Below are 21,932 nucleotides of genomic sequence, written 5' to 3' on the forward strand. Positions count from 1 at the left end.
CCCGCCAAGCTATTCATAGCGCACGACGCTGGTCGTCAGCGCGGACAGGAGATTGAAATGACCGTCATGGCCAAGCCCGAACAGACGAATGCGCGCACCCTAGTGAGCGCTCCGGCGCTGTCGCCCGCAGCAATAGCCAAGCCCGATCTGATCAGTGTGGAGCAGGCCAAGGCGATGGACGTGGCGCGCATGACCGACCTGTTCAAGGCGCATCTCAATCCTGGCCAGCTGCATTTCATGAAGATGCTCGGCTTCCACAAGATCAAGATCGCGCGTGCCGAAGGCATGTTCTACATCGACCAGAACGGCCGCAAGATCCTCGATTTCTTCGGCGGCTTCGGTTCGCTGGCCTTCGGCCACAACCACCCACGTATCCTGGACGCACGCAAAAAATTCCAGGAGGAGAAGCGCCAGGAAATCGCCATCGCCTTCATGTCGCAATATGCGGCGGCGCTCGCACACAACCTCGCCAAATGCTCGCCCGGCGACCTCGACATGGTGTTCTTGGGTTCGTCCGGCTCAGAGGCGATGGAAGCGGCGGTGAAGCTCGCTGAACGCGCCGCCGGCCCGAAGCGGCCGAAGGTGGTCTATGCCGAGAATTCCTTCCACGGCAAGACCAAGGGCGTGCTCGGCATCACCGACGGCCAGCTCTACCGCGCCGATTTCAAGGTGGCCGACAATACGGTGCGCATTCCCTTCGGTGACATCGAGGCGGTGGAGCGGTTGTTCCGCAGCGATCCGGAGGTCGGCGTCATCGTGCTCGAAACCATCCAGGGCGGTGGCGGCATCATCCAGGCAGAGGCGCAATACTGGCAGAAGCTGCGCGCGCTGTGCGACCAGTATGGCGTGCTGTGGGTGGCCGATGAAGTGCAGTGCGGCTATGGCCGCTCGGGCCGCTTCTATGCCTTCGAACATTACGGCGTCGTGCCTGATGTGACCGCGCTGGCCAAGTCGCTCGGCGGCGGCAAGGCGGCTGTCGGTGCCATGATCGCCAGGCGTGAAATCTATATGAAGGCATATGGCACGCCCAAGACGGCGATGATCCATGCCATGGCGACCTTTGGCGGCATGGGCGAGGCGTGCGTTACCTCGATCGAGGCGCTCAACGTGCTTTATGACGAGGGGCTGATCGACAACGCCGCCGTCACCGGCGACTATCTGCTGCAGCGGCTACGGGCGCTCAAGGAAAAGTACCCGAAGATCATCAAGGACGTGCGCGGCAAGGGCCTTATGGTCGGCCTCGAGTTCCACGACTTCTCGCAGACCCTGCCGATGGTGCTGCGCCCGATCGTCAGCGTGCTCGACGACAAGCTGAAGGGCTCGCTGTCCGGCTTTGTCGGCGCGCTGCTGCTGCGCGACTACGACGTGCTCGTCGCCTTCACCGAATACAATCGCAACGTCATCCGGCTCGAGCCGCCGCTGATCTGCCAGCGCGAGCATGTCGACCGCTTCGTCGATGCCTTCGACAGCCTGCTGTCGCGCGGCATCGTGTCGATCGTGAAGGATTTCGTCAAAAGCCAGGTCCGTTAAAGAAAGTCCGTTGGGCACAAAAATGCTGACCAGGTCTCCCGCTACGCAAAACCCGCTCGACCGGCTCACCGAGACCGGTCTGGCGTGGGGCGAGGGGACCTATGCACGGCTGGCCGCACCGATCGGCGCTGTGGCTTTCGCGCTTTACATCCTTCTGACGGCGTTCACGGCGTGGGTGATGCCGGACGCCAATTGGGACATGCTGCCCTATCTCGCAATATCGGAGGAAGGCACCTATCCCGACGCGCAGGCGGTGCATGATTATGCCTACAGCACCGTCAAGGCAGGCGTGTCGGCGAGTGACTACAAGGCGCTGACCGATGATGGCGGCGGCTTCCGCAGCCACATGACGGACAATGCCGCCGACTTCCATTCGCTGCTCGGCATGTACCGGATAAAATTCCTCTATGCCGAGATCCTGTCGACGCTGAGCGCGGTGATGTCGCCGGTCGAGGCGATGCGGCTGGTACAGGTGTTTTCGGTGCTGCTGTTCGGCGCGATCACGCTGCTCTGGCTGCACAGGGAAAAGGCCCTGGCCTTGGCGCCGGTAGTCGGGGCGGTGCTGATAATGGCCGATTTCGGTGACGCGGCGCGTGCTTCGACGCCGGACCTGCTCACCTCCGCGCTGCTGCTTGGCGGGCTCTACGCCTATGTCAGAGGCCGCGAGGCGGCGACGGCGATCCTGCTGTTCCTCGCCTTCATGGTGCGGCCGGACAATATTGTTTTCCTTGCCATATTCGCGGTGCTGCTGGTCGCTTTCCGGCAAAAGGCGTGGGGCGCGCCGGCCGGTTTTGCCGCATCCTTCGTCGCCTATTTCGCCATTTCGCACTGGGCCCAGCATCCCGGCTGGTGGCCGCATCTGTGGTTCTCCAGCATCGAGCAGCACTACAATATGGACGCGTTCGAGCCGGCGTTCTCGGTCACCGCCTATCTCAAGGCGTTTGCAACGTCCCTGCTGCGCGCCGTCAATCTGAACAGCTGGGTCGGCGTTTCGGTGCTGGCGCTGGCCGGCTGGTTCGCCGCCGGCCGCGCCGGCTTCCGCCTTGATCGGCGCGCCGGCATTTTGTTCGCGGCGCTGGTGTTGGGCGCTCTGGCGAAGTTCACGGTCTTTCCGATCCATGACACGCGTATCTATTTCCCGCATCTGATCCCGCCCTTTCTGCTGCTGGCAACGCCGTTCATGGCGCTGTGGGCAGCATCGGTCCGCGGCCAGCATCGCGCGGCCTTGCATATCATTCCGGGAGACAAGCCATGAGTTCGCTATCCAGGCTGGCGCGCATCGCCTTGTCGCTCGGCCTTCCCTCCGGCCTGCTCGATCGTGGGCCGTCGCTGCGCGGCACGAAATTCCTGGCGAAGGCGGCGCTGAAAGCGCGCTTCGGCGGGGCAGGGCAGCCGTTCCAGATGGTCAATGTCGGCGCCTGCGACGGCGCGCTCTTCGACGATGTCACGCCGTGGCTGCACAGGATCGCCGGCGCCCGCGCCATGCTGGTCGAGCCGATCCCCTACAATCAGAAGCGGCTGCGCGCCAACTATCCCGACACGGGCCGCTTCATCATCGAGCCGGTGGCCGTCACAAAAACCAAGGGCACGATCACCGTCCACACTTTCGATGCCGCGGCGCTCGAGGCCGGCACGCTGCCGGTCGAGTTCATCGGCTGCTCCTCGGTCACCGACACCAATCTGATGTCGGGCAAGAATGCCTGGGGCGAGGCCGATGCCAATTTCAACAAATTCGCGCCGCATCTCAGGGATATCGAGGTGCCGTCGGAAACGCTGCAGACGCTGCTCGACCGCAACGGCATCGGCCATATCGATGCTTTTCTCGTCGATTGTGAGGGCGCCGACTGGATCGTCTTCGAACAACTTGATCTGAAACGCTACCGTCCGGGCATGATCAAGGTCGAGGTCGGCGCGTTGCCGGCCACCGAGATTGGCCAGGTCGTGGTCAAACTGAAGACAGCGGGCTACCAGGTCGGCTTCCAGGCCGAGGACGTCTGGGCCTTCGCCTGACGGCTGGCGTTTTCTCCGATCCGGATCGGGTCGCGCCGCACCTGCGGCGTGTCGCAAACAGGCGGTAGCGCCGTGCCTGTCGTCTGCATATTGTGCGCCGATCAAACGGGCGCCGAAGCTGCCCGCAATAGCATCTGGAGTCGCGGGCAATGGCAGAGTTTCCGAAAAAGGCGAAGGTCGTCATCATTGGCCTCGGCGGTATCGTCGGCGCATCGATCGCCCATCACCTGATCGAACGTGGCTGGTCCGACATTGTCGGCATCGACAAGTCGGGCATCCCGACCGATATCGGTTCGACCGCGCACGCTTCCGATTTCTGCTACACCACCAGCCATGATTTCCTATCCTGCTGGACGACGCTTTATTCCATCGATTTCTACGAGAAGATGGGCCATTACGCCCGCATCGGCGGCCTCGAAGTGGCTCGCGTCGGCGACGACAGCCGCATGGACGAGATCAAGCGCAAGATCGCCTCGGCAAAGGCCTTTGGCACACGCGCGCGCCTGATCGAACCGGCCGAGATCAAGGAAAAATTCCCGCTGATCGAAGAGGGGATGGTGCAGGGCGGCCTTTGGGATCCGGATGCCGGTCTGGTCATCCCGCGCTCGCAGACCGTCGCCGGCAAGCTGGTCGACCAGGCGGAAGCATCGGGCAAGCTGAAATCCTTCGCCAACACGCCGGCCAAGTCGCTCGTCGTCAAGGACGGCCGCATCAGCGCCGTGGTGACCGATCGCGGCACCATCGAGGCCGACTATGTCATCGTCTGCGCCGGCATATGGGGCCGGCTGATCGCGGAAATGGTCGGCGAAGATTTGCCGGTCATGCCGATCGACCATCCGCTGACTTTCTTCGGCCCGTATAATGAGTTCGCCGGCACCGGCAAGGAGATCGGCTGGCCGCTGCTGCGCGACCAGGGCAACTCGGCCTATATGCGCGACACCGGCGATCCCAAGACCGCCGAGGGCGGCCAGATCGAATGGGGCTATTACGAAGAAAACAATCCGCGCCTTTGCCATCCGCGTGACCTCCTGGAAAAGCATGAGGCGCGGCTGTCGCCGTCGCAGCGCGATCTCGACATGGAGCAGATCCTGGCGCCGCTCGAGCGCGCCATGGAACTGACGCCGATCCTGGGTGAGCTCGGCTACAATGAAAGCCATTCCTTCAACGGCCTGCTGCAGGTGACCGCCGACGGCGGCCCGTCCATGGGCGAAAGCCAGAAGGTGCGCGGGCTCTGGTATGCCGTCGCCATCTGGGTCAAGGACGGCCCAGGCATGGGCAAGCTGATCGCCGACTGGATGACGGACGGCCGCACGGCAATCGACCATCATGCCATCGATTATGCGCGCTTCTATCCGCACCAGACGAAGGAACAGTTCATCTGGGATCGCTGCACCGAGACGGCGATGAAGGTCTACAATCCCGCTGTGCATCCGCGCGAGCCCTTCTCCAAGGCCCGCAACATAAGGCGCTCGCCGTTCTGGGAGCGCGAGAAGGAACTCGGCGGCTATTTCATGGAGCTGGGCGGCTGGGAGCGTGCCCATGGCTACGCCGCCAACGAGCACCTGCTTGAGAAATATGGCAACCGCGTTCCCGTACGCGAGAACGAGTGGGACAACCGCCATTTCTGGCGCGTCTCCAATGCCGAGCATCTGGCGATGAGCGAGGATTGCGGCATCGTCAACCTCTCGCATTTCTCGATGTATGACGTCGAAGGGCCAGACCACGTCGCGCTGCTGGAATGGCTTTGCGCGGCAAAGATCGGCGGCGACAACAATATCGGCAAGGGCATCTACACCCACTTCCTCGACGAGGAAGGCATGGTGCGCGCCGACTTCACCGTCATCCGCATGGCCGACCGCTGCCGCGTCATCGACGGCGCCGATGCCGGCCCGCGCGACTTCCGCTACATGCAGCGCACCGCGCAGGACAAAGGCTTTGACGTCACCGTCACCGATGTGACGGAGAAATACGTCACTATCGGCATTTGGGGTCCGAATGCCCGCACCACCTTGCAGAAGGTGGTCGAGAATCCCGAGGGCCTTTCGCCGGAGAATTTCCCCTTCGCGGCGATCAAGCCGGTCCGCATCGGCGGCAAGGATGTCACCGCCTTCCGAATCTCCTATGTCGGCGAGCAGGGCTGGGAACTGCACATGCGCTACGAGGATGGCCTCGCCGTCTGGGACGCACTGCGCTCGACCGGCGTGATGCCGTTCGGCGTCGAGACCTATGCCAATACGCGCCGCATGGAAAAGAGCCTGCGCCTGCAGAATGCCGACCTTCTGACCGAGTACAATCTGCTGGAAGCCGATCTCGCGCGGCCGAAGGTCAAGGAGAACGATTTCTGCGGCAAGGCCAAGCATGTGGAATACCGCGCCCGCGAGCACCAGCCGGCGACTTTGTGCACGCTGGTGATGACCGAAAACACCGATTCCAAGGGCGTGGCGCGTTATCCCGTTGGCACGATGCCGGTGCTGGACCCGGCCACCGGGGAAACGTTGGTCGATGAACTCGGCCGCCGCTCCTTCACCACCTCGGTCGCCTATGGACCGACGATCGGCAAGAACATCGCGCTCGCCTATCTGCCGCATTCGTATGCGCAGGAAGGCCGCAAGCTCAATGTCGAGTATTTCGGCGAGACCTATCCTGTCGAAGTCGCCGGCGTCGGCTACAAGCCGCTCTACGACCCGGAGAACCTCAAGCCGCGCAGCTGAGGTTCGACCGGAGCAACGGACTGATCGCAAAAGCCTGGTTTCGAGCCGGGCTTTTGTCTTTTTAAGCGGGCGGTTTTCGCTTACCCTTGCGGCATGTCTGCTTTATCGCGCGCAAGACATCTCCTTTCCGGATGCGCCGTACTGGCGCTGATGCTCTGGCTGACGCCTGGGTCTCGCGCGGATGAGCCGGTCGATGTCGAGCTGGTGCTGGCGGTCGACGTTTCGCTGTCGATGTCGGCGGACGAGCTCGAGATCCAGCGCCATGGCTACTCGGCGGCGCTGACGCACGACAATGTGCTGCAGGCGATCGCCGATGGCGCCCATGGCAAGATCGCCGTCACCTATGTCGAATGGGCCGGCACCACATGGCAGCGTGTCATCGTGCCGTGGACTGTCATCGCCAACCGTGCCGACGCGGAGCGGGTGGTCGCGCAATTGTCCGCGCAGCCGCCCAACAGCGCGCGGCGCACCTCGATCTCCGGCGCGCTGGAATTCGGCAGCGACCTCTTCGCCGAAAGCGGCTACCAAGGGACCAAGCGGGTCATCGACATTTCCGGCGACGGACCCAACAACCAGGGCGCTCCGGTCAATCTCACCCGCGACGGCGTGGTCAGACAAGGCATCGTCATCAACGGCCTGCCACTGATGACCCGGGGTGGCCTTTCCGGCGCCTACGACGTCAACGATCTCGACCGCTACTACAGCGACTGCGTGATCGGCGGCCCGGGCGCCTTCATGATCCCGGTCAATGACTGGACGCAATTTCCCGAAGCCATTCGCCGCAAACTGGTGCTGGAGCTTGCCGGCCCGGCCTCACCGCAATGGGCGGCGGAGGAGGCCGATCATCCGCCGGTGGTGCTGGCGCAGGACAAGCCCGCCGCCGACTGCCAGATCGGCGAGAAAATGTGGCGCAACCGCAACTGGATGCTCGACAGCCGCTGAGCCGAGCGAGCCAACCAACAGTGACGACTGCCACGATCGGCCGAGCGCCGTTGCGGCGACTGTCCATGGGCAGGGCTTCAATTCTGACCCAACGCAGGTGGTGAGGCGAGCCTGCTGGCAGCAGCCGAACACGTTCCTGTTGATTGACAAGCCGACAGGCGTCTGTGAACAATTTCGGCCAGAGAAACAAAAGGGGAACCGACATGAACAGGATCGCCGTTTTCGCCGCGACTTTGACGCTTGCCGCCGGTCTGTCCGTGCCGGTGATGGCCGCTACATCGGTCACCATCGGCATCAGCGGCTGGACCGGCTTCGCGCCGCTGACGCTTGCCAAGCAGGCAGGCCTCTTCGAGAAGCACGGCCTCGACGTGACCTTGAAGAAGGTGCCGCAGGCCAGCCGTCCGCTCGCCATCGCCAGCGGCGACCTGCAATGCGCCGCCACTACGGTCGAGACCTGGCTGGTGTGGAACGCCAGCGGGGTGACCACAAAGCAGATCTTCCAGCTCGACAAATCCTATGGCGCCGACGGCATCGTCGTGCGCAACGACATCAAGACGGTCGCCGATCTCAAGGGCAAGAACGTCGCCTCCTCGGCCCCGGGCACGTCGCCCTATTTCCTGCTCGCATGGGTGCTGAACAAGAACGGAATGTCGACCAAGGACGTGACGGTCGTCAATCTGGAGCCCGACGCTGCGGCGCAGGCCTTCCTTGCCGGCCAGAACGATGCCGCGGTCACCTATGAGCCGTTCATCTCGGCGGTGCGCGACAAGGCCGACCAGGGCCACATACTGGCGACCACGCTCGACTATCCGATGGTACTCGACACGGTCGGCTGCACGCCCGAATTCCTCAAGGCCAATCCCAACGCTGCCAAGGCACTCGCCGACAGCTATTTCGAGGCGCTCGACCTGATCAAGAAAGATCCGCAGAAATCCTACGAGATCATGGGCGCCGACGTGAAGCAGTCGGCCAAGGAATTCGAGGATTCGGCGAAGTACCTGAAATGGGCCGACAAGGCCGAGAACCAGCAGTTCTTCACCAAGGAATTCCAGGATTTTTCCAAGACCGCGGGCGAGTTGCTGTTGCAGATGGGGCTGATCAAGGAAGCGCCCGACGTCGCCACGCTGGCCGACACCAGCGCGGTGGCGAACTGATCGTCCGGCCCTTGCCCATCGTGCGGCGCCGCCTGGCGCCGCTGTTCTCTCCTGGACACGTGACCATTTGATAGGGACGATGTGAAGATGCGCCCCTTGCATCCAGTCTCGCCGGGCCTGCGAACCGCGCTCGGTATTTCGTTTTTCGTGCTGTTCATTGCCTTCTGGGCCTGGATCACGCTTGGCGGCCACGTCAACCGCATCTTCCTCGCCGACCCGCTGTCGATGCTCAGGGATGGCTGGCGGTTGCTGGTCGAGGACCGCTTCTGGCTCGACATATTGATCACCATCTGGCGCGTCTTCGGCGGCTTCGTGCTGGCCTCGGTCGTCGCTGTGCCGATCGGCATCGCCATGGGCGCGTGGAAACCGGTGGAAGCGTTCCTGGAGCCCTTCGTCTCCTTCGCTCGCTATCTGCCGGCCTCGGCCTTCATTCCGCTGCTCATCCTGTGGGCCGGCATTGGCGAACTGGAAAAGCTGCTGGTCATCTTTGTCGGCTCGGTGTTCCAGATCATCCTGATCATCGCCGTCAAGGTCGGGTCGACGCGGCGCGATCTGGTCGAGGCCGCCTATACGCTGGGCTCGACCAACAACGGCATCGTCAAACGGGTGATCATGCCGGCCAATGCGCCCGAAATCGCCGAGACGCTGCGGCTGGTGCTCGGCTGGGCCTGGACTTATGTCATCGTCGCCGAGCTGATCGGGTCGTCGTCCGGCATCGGCTACATGATCATCAACAGTCAGTCGCGGCTGGCGACCGGACAGATCATTTTCGGCATCATCGTCATCGGCCTGATCGGGCTGTTGTCCGATTTCGCCTTCAAGGCGTTCAACCGCTGGCTCTTTCCATGGAGCCTGGCGTGAGCAAGCTTCTCATCGAGGGCGTCTCGCGCACCTTTGCCGGCGTGCGTGGCGGACTGCCGGTCAAGGCGCTGATGCCGATCGATTTGGCGGTCGCCGCCAACGACTTCATCACCATTCTGGGGCCGTCCGGCTGCGGAAAGTCGACGCTGCTTAGAATTGTCGCCGGCCTGGAAGCGCCGAGTGAAGGCCGCGTGCTGCTCGACGACAAGGCTGTGACGCGGCCGGGACCCGATCGCGGCATGGTCTTCCAGTCCTACACGCTGTTCCCGTGGCTGACGGTCGCCGAGAACATCGCCTTCGGCCTGGGCGAACGCGGCATGGCGCCAAAGGAGCGGGACGACATCGTCGCCTCCTATGTCGATCTGGTCGGGCTGAGGGGATTTGAAAATCATTGGCCGAAGCAGCTTTCCGGCGGTATGCAGCAGCGCACGGCGATCGCCCGGGCGCTCGCCAACGATCCCGAGATCCTGTTGCTGGATGAGCCGTTTGGCGCGCTCGACAACCAGACACGCGGGCTGATGCAGGAGCTGCTTCTCGGCATCTGGGAGCGGCGCAAGAAGACGGTGCTGTTCGTCACCCACGATATCGAGGAGGCGATCTTCATGGCCTCGCGCGTCATCGTGATGACGGCGCGGCCCGGCAGCATCAAGTCGGATGTCGCCATCGACTTGCCGCATCCGCGCCACTACACGCTGAAGACCAGCCCGGAATTCTCGGCGCTGAAGGCGCGGCTGACCGAGGACATCCGCGTCGAGGCGATGCGCACGGCACAGGCGCGGCCGGCCGAGGCCTGATCCGGCGATCAGGCCGCCAGCAACTGCTTGCGGTCGACGCGCTCCTGCTGCGGCGAGCGGGCATAGAGCTCGCGGTAGCATTTCGAGAAATGCGAGGCCGAGACGAAGCCGCAGGCGACCGCCACCTCGACCACCGGCATCGATGACTGGATCAGCAGATGCCGGGCGCGGTCGAGCCGGATCTCCAGATAGTAGCGGGCAGGGGAACGACCCATCTCGGTGCGGAACAGGCGCTCGATCTGGCGACGCGACAGGTCGACATGGTCGGCGATCTCGATCAGCGACAGCGGCTCGGAGAGATTGCCCTCCATCAGCTCGATGATGGTCAGCACCTTCGAGTTCTGCACGCCGAGGCGGGCGCGCAGCGGCAGGCGCTGGCGGTCGGTCGGGCTGCGCACGCGATCGGTCAGCACTTGTTCGCAGACCCGGTTGACGAGGCTCTCGTCGAAATCGTCGCCGATCAGCTTCAACATCATGTCGAGCGCGGCGGTGCCGCCGGCGCAGGTATAGATGTTCTGGTCGACCTCGAAGAGGTCGGCAAAGACATTGGCCTTCGGGAACGCCTCGGAAAAGCCCGGCAGGTTTTCCCAATGGATGGCGCAGCGCTTGTTGGACAGGAGGCCAGCGGCGGCAAGGATGTGAGCGCCGGTGCACAGGCCGCCGACGGCGACGCCACGATTGTACTCCTCGCGCAGCCAGGCGAAAGCCGATTTGTTCTGGTAGCGCTCGACATCGATGCCGCTGCAGACGATGGCCATGTTGGGCCGGTCGGGGCCTGCCATCTTCTTGCGCTCTTCCTCCAGCGAGGTGTTGACCGCGCATTCGACGCCGTTCGAGGCGCGCACCGGCTTGCCGTCGATGCTGGCGAGGCGCCAGCGATAGGCCTCGTAACCGAGCATGCGGTTGGCGGAGCGCAGCGGGTCTAGTGCGGTCGCAAAAGCGATCATGGTGAAATCGGGGACAAGGAAAAAGACAAACGATCGCTTGATCGGATGCTTGATGGCGTTCACGGGAACCTCACCTGGCCATGGCGCGAACAGGATGTCGCGAATAGCATAGCGACATCAGGAAAAACCTTGGCTGTCAATCGGCTACGCTGCCTTGGCGAGACAAAATTTGCGACATGGGTCGCAAATGGGCAATCAGTGTGCGGTAATGCTCAGGGGAGCTGCATCAACTGTTCACGCGACAGGCAAAATGTACAAAGGCAAAACAAAAACGCCGCCTTGGCTGGAGCCAGGCGGCGTTACAGTCTTGAAGCAGCGGCAGGGAGACGCTGCCTGAAAAATGGTCAGGCGACGAAGCCGAGGCGTGCCGCAGCCATCGCGCCGGTCTGGCCGGGCATGGTGTTGGCAAGGCGCTGGCGCTCGAGAGCGGTGGTCAGGTTCATTTCGCGGCGGGTAAAGAGGCGGGCAAAAAGCTTCATCATCATCTCCTATCGGTTGCTCAGACGGGTCGCCTTCGCTTGATGGAGTGGGGCAGCTCGTTTGCTGGCCGTGATATAGGCTTGTGTTGCGTAAAACTAAATCGCAAAAACGAAGCACTTGATATGAAATGCGACACGGATTGCGACAAATTTGGGCAAGCTGCTCGAAATTTGTGATTGTTTACAAGGCATTAATTCGAAATCGGAGCCGCTATGCGGCTTGCTCATATGCGCCATGCGTTGGCGACATGGCTTCGAAACTCATTTGAATGCAAATAAAATAGAGAAGGCCTGCCGGGCTGGGTGGGCGCGGCAGGCCTTCAGCATTTGGTACACACGATCTACTTTGCTCCAGCCCAGGATCCAACGCCGTTGCGAGTGCCGGTCTTGGTGTCCGAAGCCTCAGGCCAGCCGATATCCTTCTGCAGTTCGATCGGCAGGGAGCGGATGGCGCGTTCAGTCTGGTAGCGGGCGCGTGCCGCGCTGAATTCAGTCGCGATGCGACCGAGGGACGACAGGATAGACATTTCATTCTCCTTTGGTGGCGGGCCGGAGACATTCCGGCCTTTGGTGTGGGGGCTTACACGTGGCGTGTTTCAACCCCATTTCATGTCGATTGCAGGCCTGTGACGTGGTCGTTTCGTGGCTGCTTGTGGCAGCAACCTCACTCGATGGAGTTGACTATCCTCCTGATCCGGTGTTCAATCAAACGAAATGGAATGATGCTTTGTATCAGAAAAATTGAAGGTCGCTTCCCATGAACGCCCCGCTCAATCATCCACTGCCGCTCCTCGATCTCGACGTTTTGCGCACTTTCGTGGCGATTGCCGAGACCGGCAGCTTCACCACTGCCGCCAATGCCGTCTTCCGCACACCGTCCGCGGTCTCCATGCAGATCAAGAAGCTAGAGGACATTCTCGGCCGTTCGGTGTTCGCGCGCGATGCGCGTTCCGTGTCGCTGACCACGGATGGCGAGATGCTGCTCGGCTATGCCCGCCGGCTGCTGTCGATCAACCGCGAGGTGGTGTCGAAGTTCATCATTCCCGAGATTGTCGGGGTGGTGCGGCTCGGCTCGCCGGATGATTACGGCGAACGCGTGCTGCCGCATGTGCTGAAGCGTTTCGCGCAGTCGCATCCCTCGATCGCCGTCGACGTCACCATCGACCAGAGCAGCAATCTGCGCCGGCGCATGGACGACCGGGCGCTCGACATCACACTTCTTACCAACTCCTACAAGACCAGCGCGCTCGGCGCCGAGGTGCTTTTGACCGAGCCGATCGTCTGGGCGGGCGCCAAGGGCGGCTGCGCGCATCTGCGCGAACCGCTGCCGGTGTCGTTGTGGGAAGAGGGCTGCGCCTGGCGTGCCGGCGCGCTCGAAGCGCTGGGACGCGAGGGCCGCAACTACCGCGTCGCCTATATGAGCGCACACACGGCCGGCCAGCGCGCCGCGATCATGGCCGACCTCGCGGTCGCGCCGCTGCCGCGATCATTCCTCGGCAACGACATGGTCGAGCTCTGCCCCAAGGACGGCATGCCCGATATCGGCACCTACAATCTTGCCATGGTGGTGGCGCCGGACGCCAGCGCGCCGGTCAAGGCCGTCGCCGACCACATCCGCGCGACCTTCGAAGTGTTCCGGGAAACCGGCAAGTTCTGATCTGTCGTCGGATCGAAAGCGCTACTCCGCCGCCTCGGCGGAGGGCGCTTGAAATCTCGTTTTCCTATCTTGCCTGACCGGTGAGAGGCTCTCGCCGAGGAACGTGACGATGTGCTGTCGCGCGCGTCGCGATTCCGGCATGTCGATCAATGGCCATGCATGGAACATGCCTTCCTCGTGGACGACATCAACCTCGACACCCGCTTCCCGCGCCTTTTGCGCGAAGATCAGATTGTCGGGCGTCAAGAGATCGCGCGAGCCGGTCAAAAGCAGCGTTTTCGGCAGCACCGACAGGTCGCCATAGATCGGGCTGATGTGCCAGTCGCTGCGGTCGATGCCGGCGCTGTACATGCGGATTGCTTCGAGACCGCCCGGGATGCCGAGCCAGGGGTCGTTGCGCTCTGCCTCGAACAGCTGGGGGTTGGAAAGCGACATGTCGAGGCCGGGCGAGATAAGCACGTGGCGCGAGGGCAGGGGCAAACCTTCTTCGGCGGCCATCATTGTCAGCACCACCGCCATGTTGCCACCGGCGGAGTCGCCCATGAAGACGATGTCTTCCGCCTCGGCCTCGTCGAGCAACTGGCGATAGACGTCGCCGACCATGCCGAACATGGCGTGGAAATCGTGCTCCGGGGCGATGGGATAGATCGGCACCGTGATGCCGTAGCCCAGCCGGTCGGCCATTTCGGCAATCAGGTGCCAGTGATAGGGCGTGATTTCAAAGACATAGGCGCCGCCATGCAGGTAGAGAATCCGCTTTTGCTCGCCTGCTCTTGGTGCGACTTCGTAGACCGGAAATCCGTCGATGGTACGTGTCTGGATGTGAAAACGCTGATGCAGCGAGGCCGGCGGACGGTGATCCTCGGTCTTGCGCGCGGCCGCTATCCAGCGCTGCAGGTTTTCCGGGCTGGCAAACGCCTTCTTGCGGCTGTACCTGAGCACGAAGGACACGACGTGGCTTTTGAAACTTGGCATGCGGATACACGAACTTCGGCTGCAGCCGACTAAGAGAAACCTCCACTAGCTCCGAAGATCGTACGCTCACCCGAAATGTCAAGTTTTGCGCTCTGTCCACACGGCGGTGTGATCGGCGCCGCCGACGTCAGCGGCGCGGCAAAAAGGCCGCGCGCAGCCGGTTGCTGGTGGCAGCCAGGGATTTCCGAGATCCCCGGCGCCTGCCAAGCAATTTGCATTTGTCGGCAAAGGTCATCAGCGCGCCGTGCCCAGAAGCAGCGACGTGAGCGCGGCCTGCGGATCGCTGGGCGGCGATGCCGGCCAGCCAATGTCCTTCTGGACATGCGCCGGCAGGCTGTTCAGCGCGCGGATCGCCTTGTTCCTGGCGCGGTTCTGCCTGATGGTCACACCGAAGCGGCCGAGATTTTCGAACATCGACATTTTCGTCTCCCTTGAAGAACGGCGGGGGTCGAGGATTGTCCTCGGCCGCCGTTCGATGCGGGGTAAATGCGCCTGCCATGTATCGGATGGATTTCGCGAAAACAGCGGTTTGGTTTCCAGATCGGCTCGATCCGGAAACATTTGCATGCAAATGAGTTTGAAGTTCGAGATGGCCTGTGAAGGTCGCGTCTATTCGCGGCTACGCCTTGCCGCGTGGCCTTCGCGCGAGCGTCGGCGCGGCGTGGCGTCGCCGGCGATGCCGTCCTCGCTCACCGTCTTGCGCGGCGGCAGTTTCACCGCCGCCGACAGTTTCGGGAACGGGTCGACCTTGTTGGGCAGCGCCATGGCGTAGACGAAATGCTCCTGGAATTTCGGTTCCAGTGCGGTCTCGATCTTCTCGATCTGGCTCACCGTCTCCTCGATCTCGCGGCGATAGCCACGGTTCAGGAGCGCCATGCGCGCACCAGCACCCGCGGCGTTGCCGACGGCGGAAACCTTGTCGAGGTCGCAATCGGGGATCAGGCCCAGCACCATGGCGTATTTCGGATCGATGAAGGAGCCGAAGGCGCCGGCGAAATGGATGCGGTCGACATGCTCGGTATTCTGCTTTTCCATCAAAAGCTTGGTGCCGGCATAGAGGGCTGCCTTGGCGAGCTGGATGGCGCGCACATCGGTCTGGGTGATGGTGATCTTCGGTTCGCCTTCCTTCAGCACATAGGAGAAGGTGCGACCATTGGCGGTGACGCGCGGAGAGCGCGCGGCAAGCGATCCGTCGACAACGCCATCCTCCGAGATGATGCCGGCGAGATACATCTCCGCCACGATCTCGATGATGCCGGAGCCGCAGATGCCGGTGACGCCGGTCGCCTGCACGCTGTCGAGGAAGCCGGGCTCATCGGACCACAGTTCCGAGCCGATGACGCGGTATTTTGGTTCCAGCGTGTCGGGATCGATGCGCACGCGCTCGATGGCGCCGGGGGCGGCACGCTGGCCGCCGGAGATTTCGGCGCCCTCGAAAGCCGGACCGGTCGGAGAGGAGGCCGCCACGACCCGCGCACGGTTGCCGAGCACGATCTCGGCATTGGTGCCGACGTCGACGATCAGCATCATCTCGTCCTGGCGATGCGGGCCTTCCGACAGCGTCACCGCCGCCGCGTCGGCGCCGACATGGCCGGCGATGCAGGGCAGCATATAGAGGCGCGCACCCTGGTTGAGCTTGAGGCCGATGTCGGAGGCCTTGATACGCACCGCACCCGAGACGGCGAGTGCGAAGGGGGCGCCGCCGAGTTCGGTCGGATCGATGCCGAGGAACAGATGGTGCATGATCGGATTGCCGACGAAGACGGAATCCAGAATGTCGTTGCGCTGGACATTGCCCTCCGCGCAGACCTTGTCGACGAGGCTGGAGATCGCCTCGCGCACGGCCACCGTCATGCCTTCGCGGCCGTCCGGGTTCATCATCACATAAGAGACACGGCTCATCAGATCCTCGCCGAAGCGGATCTGCGGGTTCGAGGTGCCGGACGAAGCCGCGACGCGGCCCGACAGCAGCGACACCAGATGCATGGCGATGGTGGTCGAGCCGATATCGCAAGCCAGGCCATAGGCCTCGTTCTTGAGGCCCGGCCAAAGCGCGATGACGCGCGCTATATCGCTGTCGGCGTCCTTGTGGATGGCGGCGGTCGCGGTCCAGTTGCCCTTGCGCAATATGCCTTGCACCTGCGGCAGCAGGTAGAAGTCGAATTCGAGGTTTTTGAAGCCCCAATCCTTCATCAGCGCGATCTTCAGCCGGTCAAGGTCGCCGAGCGGCTTGTGCATGTCGGGCTCTTCGATCTCGACATAGCACATGCGGATCGCCGTATCGCGGGCGATCACCCTGGTGTCGGCATCCTTGCGGATGGTCTGCGCGTTGATGACCGTGTCCTGCGGCACGTCGATGACGAGGTCGCCGAGGATCTGCGCCGAGCAGGAGAGGCGACGCCGCTCAGGCAGGCCGCGCACGCGCTCGTAGCGCTCTTCCTTGGGTCCCTTGGGTGAGATGTGGTCGTTGGAGGAGACGATCTTGTGCTTGGCGAAATTGCCTTCCTGCACCTCGATCTGGCAGCGCCCGCACGTGGCGCGGCCGCCGCACACGCTCTCGACATAGACGCCAAGCTGACGCGCGGCATCGAGCACCGGCGTGCCGACGGGAAACCGCCCGCGCTTGCCCGACGGCATGAACAGCACGAGTGGATCGGTAATGTTGGCAGGCGAGTTCATGCGTACACGTGTCTCGGAAGGGATTGTCGATACCGTTTAACGGATCGTTTCACTATTGGGCGGACTGTCTGATGGTCCAGAGGCCAATCATGTCCGATCTCCTGCTGTCCAGCATATTCACCGCTTTTACCATGGTGCGGGTGCTGAAGGGGCCGTGGCTGCCCAATCCGCAATATCTGGCCAGCGGAATTCTCGGTGCGATTGTCGCGGTGCTGCTGCTCAACGGGCTGTGGCCCGCCTATGACGATGACTTCGTCATAGGCGGCGTGACCGGCATATTCGGATCGTGGGCGGGAATGGCGTTGTTCGACGCCATATTGGGCGTCGCCTGACCGCAAAGCAGACGCGTCCGACCGCATCGATGATGCGATCGGTCCAGCGTGGTTTGCAGTCCGGTTCACGATTGCGCGCTTACCCCCGACCCATGCGGGCTTCACGGCCGCCGCGGCGGCGACCGCCATTGCCGCCGCCTTCGCCGGGGGCGTTGACTGCCGTTGGCGCCGCGACCGCATGGCCGCCTTCGGCCGGCTTGTAGTCCTTGTAGGTCCTGATCCAGTTGGTGCAGTTCTCGTCGGTGCCGTTGAGCACATTGGCGCCGCGCACGGCTTCCATTTCCTGCGGACGCACCGGGTTCATGATGGCGCTGGTCATGCCGGCGCCGATCACCATCGGGATGAAGGCGGCGTTGATGCCATGACGATGCGGCAGGCCGAAGGAGATGTTGGACAGGCCGCAGGTGGTGTTGACCTTGAGCTCTTCACGCAGGCGGCGCAGCAGAGCGAACACCTGGCGGCCAGCGTCACCCAGCGCGCCGATCGGCATGACCAGAGGGTCGACGACGACGTCGTGCGCGGGAATGCCGAAATCGGCGCAGCGCTGCACGATCTTCTTGGCGACGGCGAAGCGCACGTCCGGATCCATCGAAATGCCGGTCTCGTCATTGGAGATGGCGACGACCGGGACGTTGTATTTCTTGATCAGCGGCAGGATGGCTTCGAGCTTTTCTTCCTCGCCGGTGACGGAATTGACCAGCGGGCGGCCCTTGGCGACCTTGAGTGCCGCCTCGATCGCGGCGGTGACCGAGCTGTCGATCGACAGCGGCAGGTCGACGAGGCCCTGGACGATCTCCAGTGTCTGCACCAGCAGCGCCGGCTCCGTGGCGTTGGGGTCGACCGCGGTGACGCCGGCATTGACGTCGAGCATGGTGGCGCCGCAGGCGGCCTGTTCCAGCGCGTCCTTGATGACGGTCTCGAAATTGCCGGCGACCATCTCGGCGGCGAGCTTTTTGCGGCCGGTCGGGTTGATGCGCTCGCCAATCACGCAGAAGGGCTGGTCGAAGCCGATGATGATTTCTCGTGTCGCCGAGGCAACGATGGTCCGCGTCATGAAATCTCTCCGTCGTGATATAAAGAGTTCTTTATATCGTTATCTCTTTTCGATCAAGCGAATGGTGATCCTCCGCGCGGATCAATGCGCGGTCTTCACCATATCCACCTGGGTTTCGGTAATCTCGTCGTGCAGGATGTGGTCGAGCCGGTCGGCAACCATCTGGTCGTCGCGACGGATTTCGCGCTTCCAGGGCTGGCGGCCCTTCAGCACGCCCGATTCATCGACGATCTCGGCGACATATTCCTCCTGGCGGTAGGCCATCACATGGACGCCCGAGATCCCAGGGATTTCCTTCACCTCGTTGATGATGTCGATGCAGAGCTGCTTGCCTTCCTTCTTCTGATCCTGCGCGCCTTCCAGCCGCTTGATGACGGCATCCGGGATGTGGATGCCAGGCACGTTGGAGCGGATCCACTTGGCGGTCTTGGCCGAGGCAAGGGGACCGACGCCGCACAGGACGAACACTTTTTCGGTATGGCCGAGATCGCGCGCCTTCTGCATGAAGGTCCTAAACATCGGCACGTCGAAACAATACTGCGTCTGCACGAACTGCGCGCCGGCGGCGATCTTCTTTCCGAGATGGATCGGGCGGAAGTCGAAGGGCGGCGCGAACGGGTTGACGGCAGCGCCTAGGAAGACCTGTGGCGGCGTCGTCAGCTTGCGGCCGGACAGGAACTTGCCGTTGTCGCGCATGATGCGGATGGTCTCGAGCAGCGACATGGAATCGAGGTCGAACACCGGCTTGGCGCCGGGCTGGTCGCCGGCCTGCACGCCGTCGCCGGTCAGGCACAGCATGTTGGCGACACCCATGGCGGCACCGCCCAGCACGTCGCCCTGGATGGCGATCCGGTTCTTGTCGCGGCAGGCGATCTGCATGATCGGGGCATAGCCCATGCGGGTCAAAAGCGCGCAGATACCGACCGAGGACATGTGGCAATTGGCGCCGGAGGCATCGACGGCGTTGATGGCGTCGACCCAGCCGTCGAAGATCTTGGCCCGGTTGTAGACGTCCTCGGGATCGGCGCTGTCGGGGGGATTGAGTTCGGTCGTCACGGCGAATTCACCGCGCCGCAGCACACGCTCCAGCCGGCCGCGGGACGAATGGCCGGGCAGGGGATCGAGCGGCAGGTGAATGCCGGCCGGGTTCTCGTCGCGCTGACGGGCGCTCATGCGGCGGCTCCGGTCTTTGGTGCGGCGGCGGCTTCACGGGCGGCAGCCGCCTGCGCGGTGACCCGCAGCCAGGCGGAGGTTTCACGCAGCGACTGGTCGACCGGCTTCTGCACGGCCAGGATCTTGTCGGAGTTGACCATGTTCTGCGAGCCTTCCCAGGCCTTGACCCAGACGCAGGGCATATCGGGCTCGACCTCGCAATTGCCATTGGCACGCACGCCACCGCAGGGGCCGTTGCGCAGCTGCTTGGGGCAATTCATCGGGCACGACATGCCGGTCGACGACAGGATGCACTGGCCGCACATGCGGCAGTCGAACATGAACCCCTTGACGCGCTTCTCGACGAATTTGATCGGAGCCTCGACGCGGCCGTAGCCGATGCCTCTCCACAGAGGATGGAGGAGCAGAAACATGTCGGCGAAGCGGGAATAAAACCATTCGAGCAGACGCGAATGCCGGATCGACCATAATCTCACCGCGAAGGAGCGCTGCACGCGCCGCTGCGGCGACACGTCGGCCGGCTTGTAGTCGGATTTCGGCGCAGCCTTCTTGACCAGGGTGGCCTGGGTAACCGTCGGCCCATCGTTTTTGACAGGAGTGGTCTCAGACATTTTCTTTGCCCCCCGCCTTGACCAGAGCGACCAATCTTTCACGGTCATATTTCGTGTCGAGGTCCTTGAAAGCCTTTTCGACCTCGGCTTCGAGATCGTCGCCGACCGGAACCGGATCGGCCTTGCGCCATTCGGCCAGATAGTCGTCGGTACCGCCGGCGCCGGTGCGCATGGCGCACATGTCGATGGCTTCGGTGAAGCGCAGCGGCAGCTCGCGCTTGGCATTTTGCCGGCCCTTCTTGACGATGACCTGGGCAGGGATGTCGCGCCAGTAGACGACGATAAGATCGGCCATGAATTCTCGCTCCTCGATCTCAGAGCATTGCCGGATGCGCAATGGACCCGCTTGTTATGGGACGACGCGCGCGCATTCAAAAGCGACGCATTTCAATGGCGTAAAATGAAAGGCGTGTTTATTCGTTCGCGGGGCGCACCGGCGGCAGGGTCGGCGTGCCGAAAAGCCGTCTGGCCCTGTGCGGCTCCGGGCTGATGAGACCTACCAGATTCCGGTTCTGAGGCCGGTCCAGAGGTAGAACCAGATCGTCGGATGATACCATTGTTTGGAAGGCAGGCCGGGATCGATCGTTGTGAGTTTTCCGGCCAGTGCATCGCTGACGGCCTCGATGCAGATATCGCGCGAGAACGCCGCCTGGCGGAGCGCGTGACTGGAGATGGTGTCGCCTTTTTCCGGTCTGCCGCGTGCCTGCTTCAGCACGCCGCCAGTGTCGACGCCAGCGTCGACGAGGTGGATGGTCGTGCCGAAATTCTGCGCGTCACCGGATGCCAGGGCCCAATAGCCGCCATTCATGCCGCGATATTTCGGCGTGATGCCCGCATGGTAGTTGAGCACCGGGCAGGGCATTTTGCGCAGCATCTCGGCCGAGATCAGTCGGCAACCGTTGAGCAGCACGACGCCTGGCTGGATCTTCTGGATCGCCTGCAGGCACTCAGGCCCATTGGCCGAGGCTACGTGGATAATCTCCTGGCCTGGTCGTGGCTCAACCTCCAGTCTCTCCTCGGCAATCAATCGCGCGCTATGGCCGGCCCGCAGCCGCTTGCCCAACCTGCTCAGCACCATCGTGCCGAGCTGGCCCATGGCCGAGACCCAGCCCTGGCGGCGAGCCCGACCACGCAGCAATTGCTTTTTGGATTCAGGGGTTTCGAGGATGACGCTGACAGGACCAACGCGATCTGCGATTGCGTTGATCATGGCCCAGACATGCTGGCCGCCGCCGGTCACGACGACGATCGACGCGCTGGTTGCTACCGGTGAAGACATGGCCCGCTTTCCTGCCTTGCACGCGGCCAGCTGCCGCATGCTGGCCGGGTTTGTGCCGGAACGGGGTTAAATCTTGATGACCACGCTCAGCGCTTGAACTCGATGATGTCGAGCTTCGATTCGTAGTAGGGCGCGGGAAGTTCGACGCGCCATTCGCTGGCACCGGTGCGGAAGGCATAGCCGACCTGGTCGGTTTGCGGACCGCTGCCATAAGGTTTTGCCCGATCGTTGTTGACGGAGCCGGAGCCGAGATAGATGGCGCGCTTCTCGCCATCGTCGAAAAAGCGGCCCTGGGTTCGCTGCGAGCCGCTGATCTTTTCCAGCCGCCAGCCGGAACCGTCGTCGGTCACCTTGCACTTGAACCAGCCATAGATGACGAGCGGGCTCAAACCGCCTGCCTTGATGGTGCGGCACTTCCAGTTGCCGGTCAGGTCCTTGTCGGAGAACGACACCAGCGGCTTGGCCAGCAAGGCATCGAGTTGTTTGACCTCGGCCGGGCTGCCCGCTTTCGCCTCGGCGAGCGCCGCCTTGCGCGTCTCGCCATATTTGTCGAGGCGGACCTTGTCGGCGGGCGTGATCAGCTTCTGTACCTGGCCGTCGGCAAGGGCGGGCAGGGTGCAGCAGAGCAGGCCGATGGCGGCAAAAAGGGGACGAAGGATCATCTGGAACTCCCTGAGTCTCTAAAATGGCAGTCTAAAAAATGGCAGTTGATGTCTGGAGCGGCGCCGTTGCCGGCCGATGACT

General features: G+C 62.9%; 22 protein-coding genes. 10 read left to right on the plus strand and 12 right to left on the minus strand.

All coding sequences use genetic code 11. The features are described 5' to 3' along the window. Window positions 1-57: 57 nt before the first annotated feature. The 8 genes from JG747_RS18335 to JG747_RS18370 all read left to right on the plus strand — a co-directional run bounded on the left by JG747_RS18335 (window position 58) and on the right by JG747_RS18370 (window position 10,002). A complete protein-coding gene (locus JG747_RS18335; protein WP_446720594.1) occupies window positions 58-1,530 on the plus strand; it encodes an aspartate aminotransferase family protein in 1,473 nt (490 codons plus the stop codon). Between the two features lie 22 nt (window positions 1,531-1,552). Next, complete coding sequence (locus tag JG747_RS18340) at window positions 1,553-2,785, plus strand: DUF2029 domain-containing protein (protein ID WP_202359764.1); 1,233 nt, start codon at window positions 1,553-1,555, stop codon at window positions 2,783-2,785. Continuing rightward, window positions 2,782-3,540: an FkbM family methyltransferase gene (locus JG747_RS18345; protein WP_202359765.1), complete on the plus strand. Its 759-nt coding sequence runs from the start codon at window positions 2,782-2,784 to the stop codon at window positions 3,538-3,540. Before JG747_RS18340 ends, JG747_RS18345 begins: the two co-directional genes overlap by 4 nt. A 149-nt stretch (window positions 3,541-3,689) precedes the next feature. Further along, entirely contained in the window at window positions 3,690-6,251 is a 2,562-nt protein-coding gene (locus JG747_RS18350; protein ID WP_202359766.1) for a GcvT family protein, read from the plus strand. 93 nt (window positions 6,252-6,344) lie between these two features. After that, window positions 6,345-7,193 (plus strand): DUF1194 domain-containing protein, encoded by an 849-nt coding sequence (locus tag JG747_RS18355; RefSeq protein WP_202359767.1) that lies wholly within the window; start codon window positions 6,345-6,347, stop codon window positions 7,191-7,193. A gap of 203 nt (window positions 7,194-7,396) precedes the next feature. Further along, a complete protein-coding gene (locus JG747_RS18360) occupies window positions 7,397-8,347 on the plus strand; it encodes an ABC transporter substrate-binding protein (RefSeq protein WP_202359768.1) in 951 nt (316 codons plus the stop codon). Window positions 8,348-8,434: 87 nt separating this feature from the next. After that, complete coding sequence (locus JG747_RS18365; RefSeq protein WP_202359769.1) at window positions 8,435-9,208, plus strand: ABC transporter permease; 774 nt, start codon at window positions 8,435-8,437, stop codon at window positions 9,206-9,208. After that, window positions 9,205-10,002: an ABC transporter ATP-binding protein gene (locus JG747_RS18370; RefSeq protein WP_064984315.1), complete on the plus strand. Its 798-nt coding sequence runs from the start codon at window positions 9,205-9,207 to the stop codon at window positions 10,000-10,002. Before JG747_RS18365 ends, JG747_RS18370 begins: the two co-directional genes overlap by 4 nt. Window positions 10,003-10,010: 8 nt before the next feature. On the opposite strand, the gene JG747_RS18375 is transcribed toward JG747_RS18370, so the two are convergent. From JG747_RS18375 to JG747_RS18380, 3 genes are all read right to left on the minus strand, one after another. Then, complete coding sequence (locus JG747_RS18375; protein WP_276315187.1) at window positions 10,011-10,949, minus strand: GlxA family transcriptional regulator; 939 nt, start codon at window positions 10,947-10,949, stop codon at window positions 10,011-10,013. A 344-nt stretch (window positions 10,950-11,293) separates the two neighbouring features. Continuing rightward, the gene (locus JG747_RS37565; RefSeq protein ID WP_080512035.1) at window positions 11,294-11,428 is read right to left on the minus strand and encodes a hypothetical protein; all 135 of its coding nucleotides are present in this window, start codon (window positions 11,426-11,428) and stop codon (window positions 11,294-11,296) included. Between the two features lie 341 nt (window positions 11,429-11,769). Beyond that, on the minus strand, window positions 11,770-11,955 hold the full coding sequence (locus JG747_RS18380) for a hypothetical protein (protein WP_032930657.1): 186 nt from the start codon (window positions 11,953-11,955) through the stop codon (window positions 11,770-11,772). 230 nt (window positions 11,956-12,185) lie between these two features. Between JG747_RS18380 and JG747_RS18385 the strand changes: the two genes are divergently transcribed. Next, the gene (locus JG747_RS18385; protein ID WP_010910020.1) at window positions 12,186-13,085 is read left to right on the plus strand and encodes a LysR substrate-binding domain-containing protein; all 900 of its coding nucleotides are present in this window, start codon (window positions 12,186-12,188) and stop codon (window positions 13,083-13,085) included. Between the two features lie 21 nt (window positions 13,086-13,106). Here JG747_RS18385 and JG747_RS18390 read toward each other — a convergent pair whose 3' ends face one another. The 3 genes from JG747_RS18390 to JG747_RS18400 form a co-directional block, all read right to left on the minus strand. Further along, on the minus strand, window positions 13,107-14,060 hold the full coding sequence (locus JG747_RS18390) for an alpha/beta hydrolase (protein ID WP_019858709.1): 954 nt from the start codon (window positions 14,058-14,060) through the stop codon (window positions 13,107-13,109). A 234-nt stretch (window positions 14,061-14,294) separates the two neighbouring features. Beyond that, the gene (locus JG747_RS37015) at window positions 14,295-14,480 is read right to left on the minus strand and encodes a hypothetical protein (protein ID WP_244748127.1); all 186 of its coding nucleotides are present in this window, start codon (window positions 14,478-14,480) and stop codon (window positions 14,295-14,297) included. Between the two features lie 189 nt (window positions 14,481-14,669). Next, the gene (locus tag JG747_RS18400; protein ID WP_010910017.1) at window positions 14,670-16,739 is read right to left on the minus strand and encodes an ASKHA domain-containing protein; all 2,070 of its coding nucleotides are present in this window, start codon (window positions 16,737-16,739) and stop codon (window positions 14,670-14,672) included. An 89-nt stretch (window positions 16,740-16,828) separates the two neighbouring features. On the opposite strand from JG747_RS18400, the gene JG747_RS18405 reads away from it, so the two are divergent. Then, a complete protein-coding gene (locus JG747_RS18405) occupies window positions 16,829-17,071 on the plus strand; it encodes a hypothetical protein (protein ID WP_244748129.1) in 243 nt (80 codons plus the stop codon). Between the two features lie 79 nt (window positions 17,072-17,150). Here JG747_RS18405 and JG747_RS18410 read toward each other — a convergent pair whose 3' ends face one another. The 6 genes from JG747_RS18410 to JG747_RS18435 form a co-directional block, all read right to left on the minus strand. Further along, window positions 17,151-18,125, minus strand: coding sequence for a methyltetrahydrofolate cobalamin methyltransferase (locus tag JG747_RS18410; protein WP_019858705.1), 975 nt, complete (start codon window positions 18,123-18,125; stop codon window positions 17,151-17,153). Window positions 18,126-18,206: 81 nt separating this feature from the next. Then, window positions 18,207-19,298 (minus strand): methylenetetrahydrofolate reductase, encoded by a 1,092-nt coding sequence (locus JG747_RS18415; RefSeq protein WP_010910014.1) that lies wholly within the window; start codon window positions 19,296-19,298, stop codon window positions 18,207-18,209. Continuing rightward, window positions 19,295-19,909, minus strand: coding sequence for a methylenetetrahydrofolate reductase C-terminal domain-containing protein (locus tag JG747_RS18420; RefSeq protein ID WP_038647388.1), 615 nt, complete (start codon window positions 19,907-19,909; stop codon window positions 19,295-19,297). The genes JG747_RS18415 and JG747_RS18420 overlap by 4 nt, the downstream gene beginning before the upstream one ends. Beyond that, on the minus strand, window positions 19,902-20,204 hold the full coding sequence (locus JG747_RS18425) for a virulence factor (RefSeq protein ID WP_019858703.1): 303 nt from the start codon (window positions 20,202-20,204) through the stop codon (window positions 19,902-19,904). Before JG747_RS18425 ends, JG747_RS18420 begins: the two co-directional genes overlap by 8 nt. Before the next feature lie 201 nt (window positions 20,205-20,405). Further along, window positions 20,406-21,188 carry a formyl transferase gene (locus tag JG747_RS18430; protein WP_027046952.1) on the minus strand — a complete coding sequence of 261 codons (783 nt, stop codon included), beginning with the start codon at window positions 21,186-21,188 and terminating at the stop codon, window positions 20,406-20,408. 86 nt (window positions 21,189-21,274) lie between these two features. Then, the gene (locus JG747_RS18435) at window positions 21,275-21,850 is read right to left on the minus strand and encodes a DUF4893 domain-containing protein (protein ID WP_019858700.1); all 576 of its coding nucleotides are present in this window, start codon (window positions 21,848-21,850) and stop codon (window positions 21,275-21,277) included. Window positions 21,851-21,932: the final 82 nt, after the last annotated feature.

This window comes from Mesorhizobium sp. 131-3-5 (assembly GCF_016756575.1).
GTDB lineage: Bacteria > Pseudomonadota > Alphaproteobacteria > Rhizobiales > Rhizobiaceae > Mesorhizobium > Mesorhizobium jarvisii.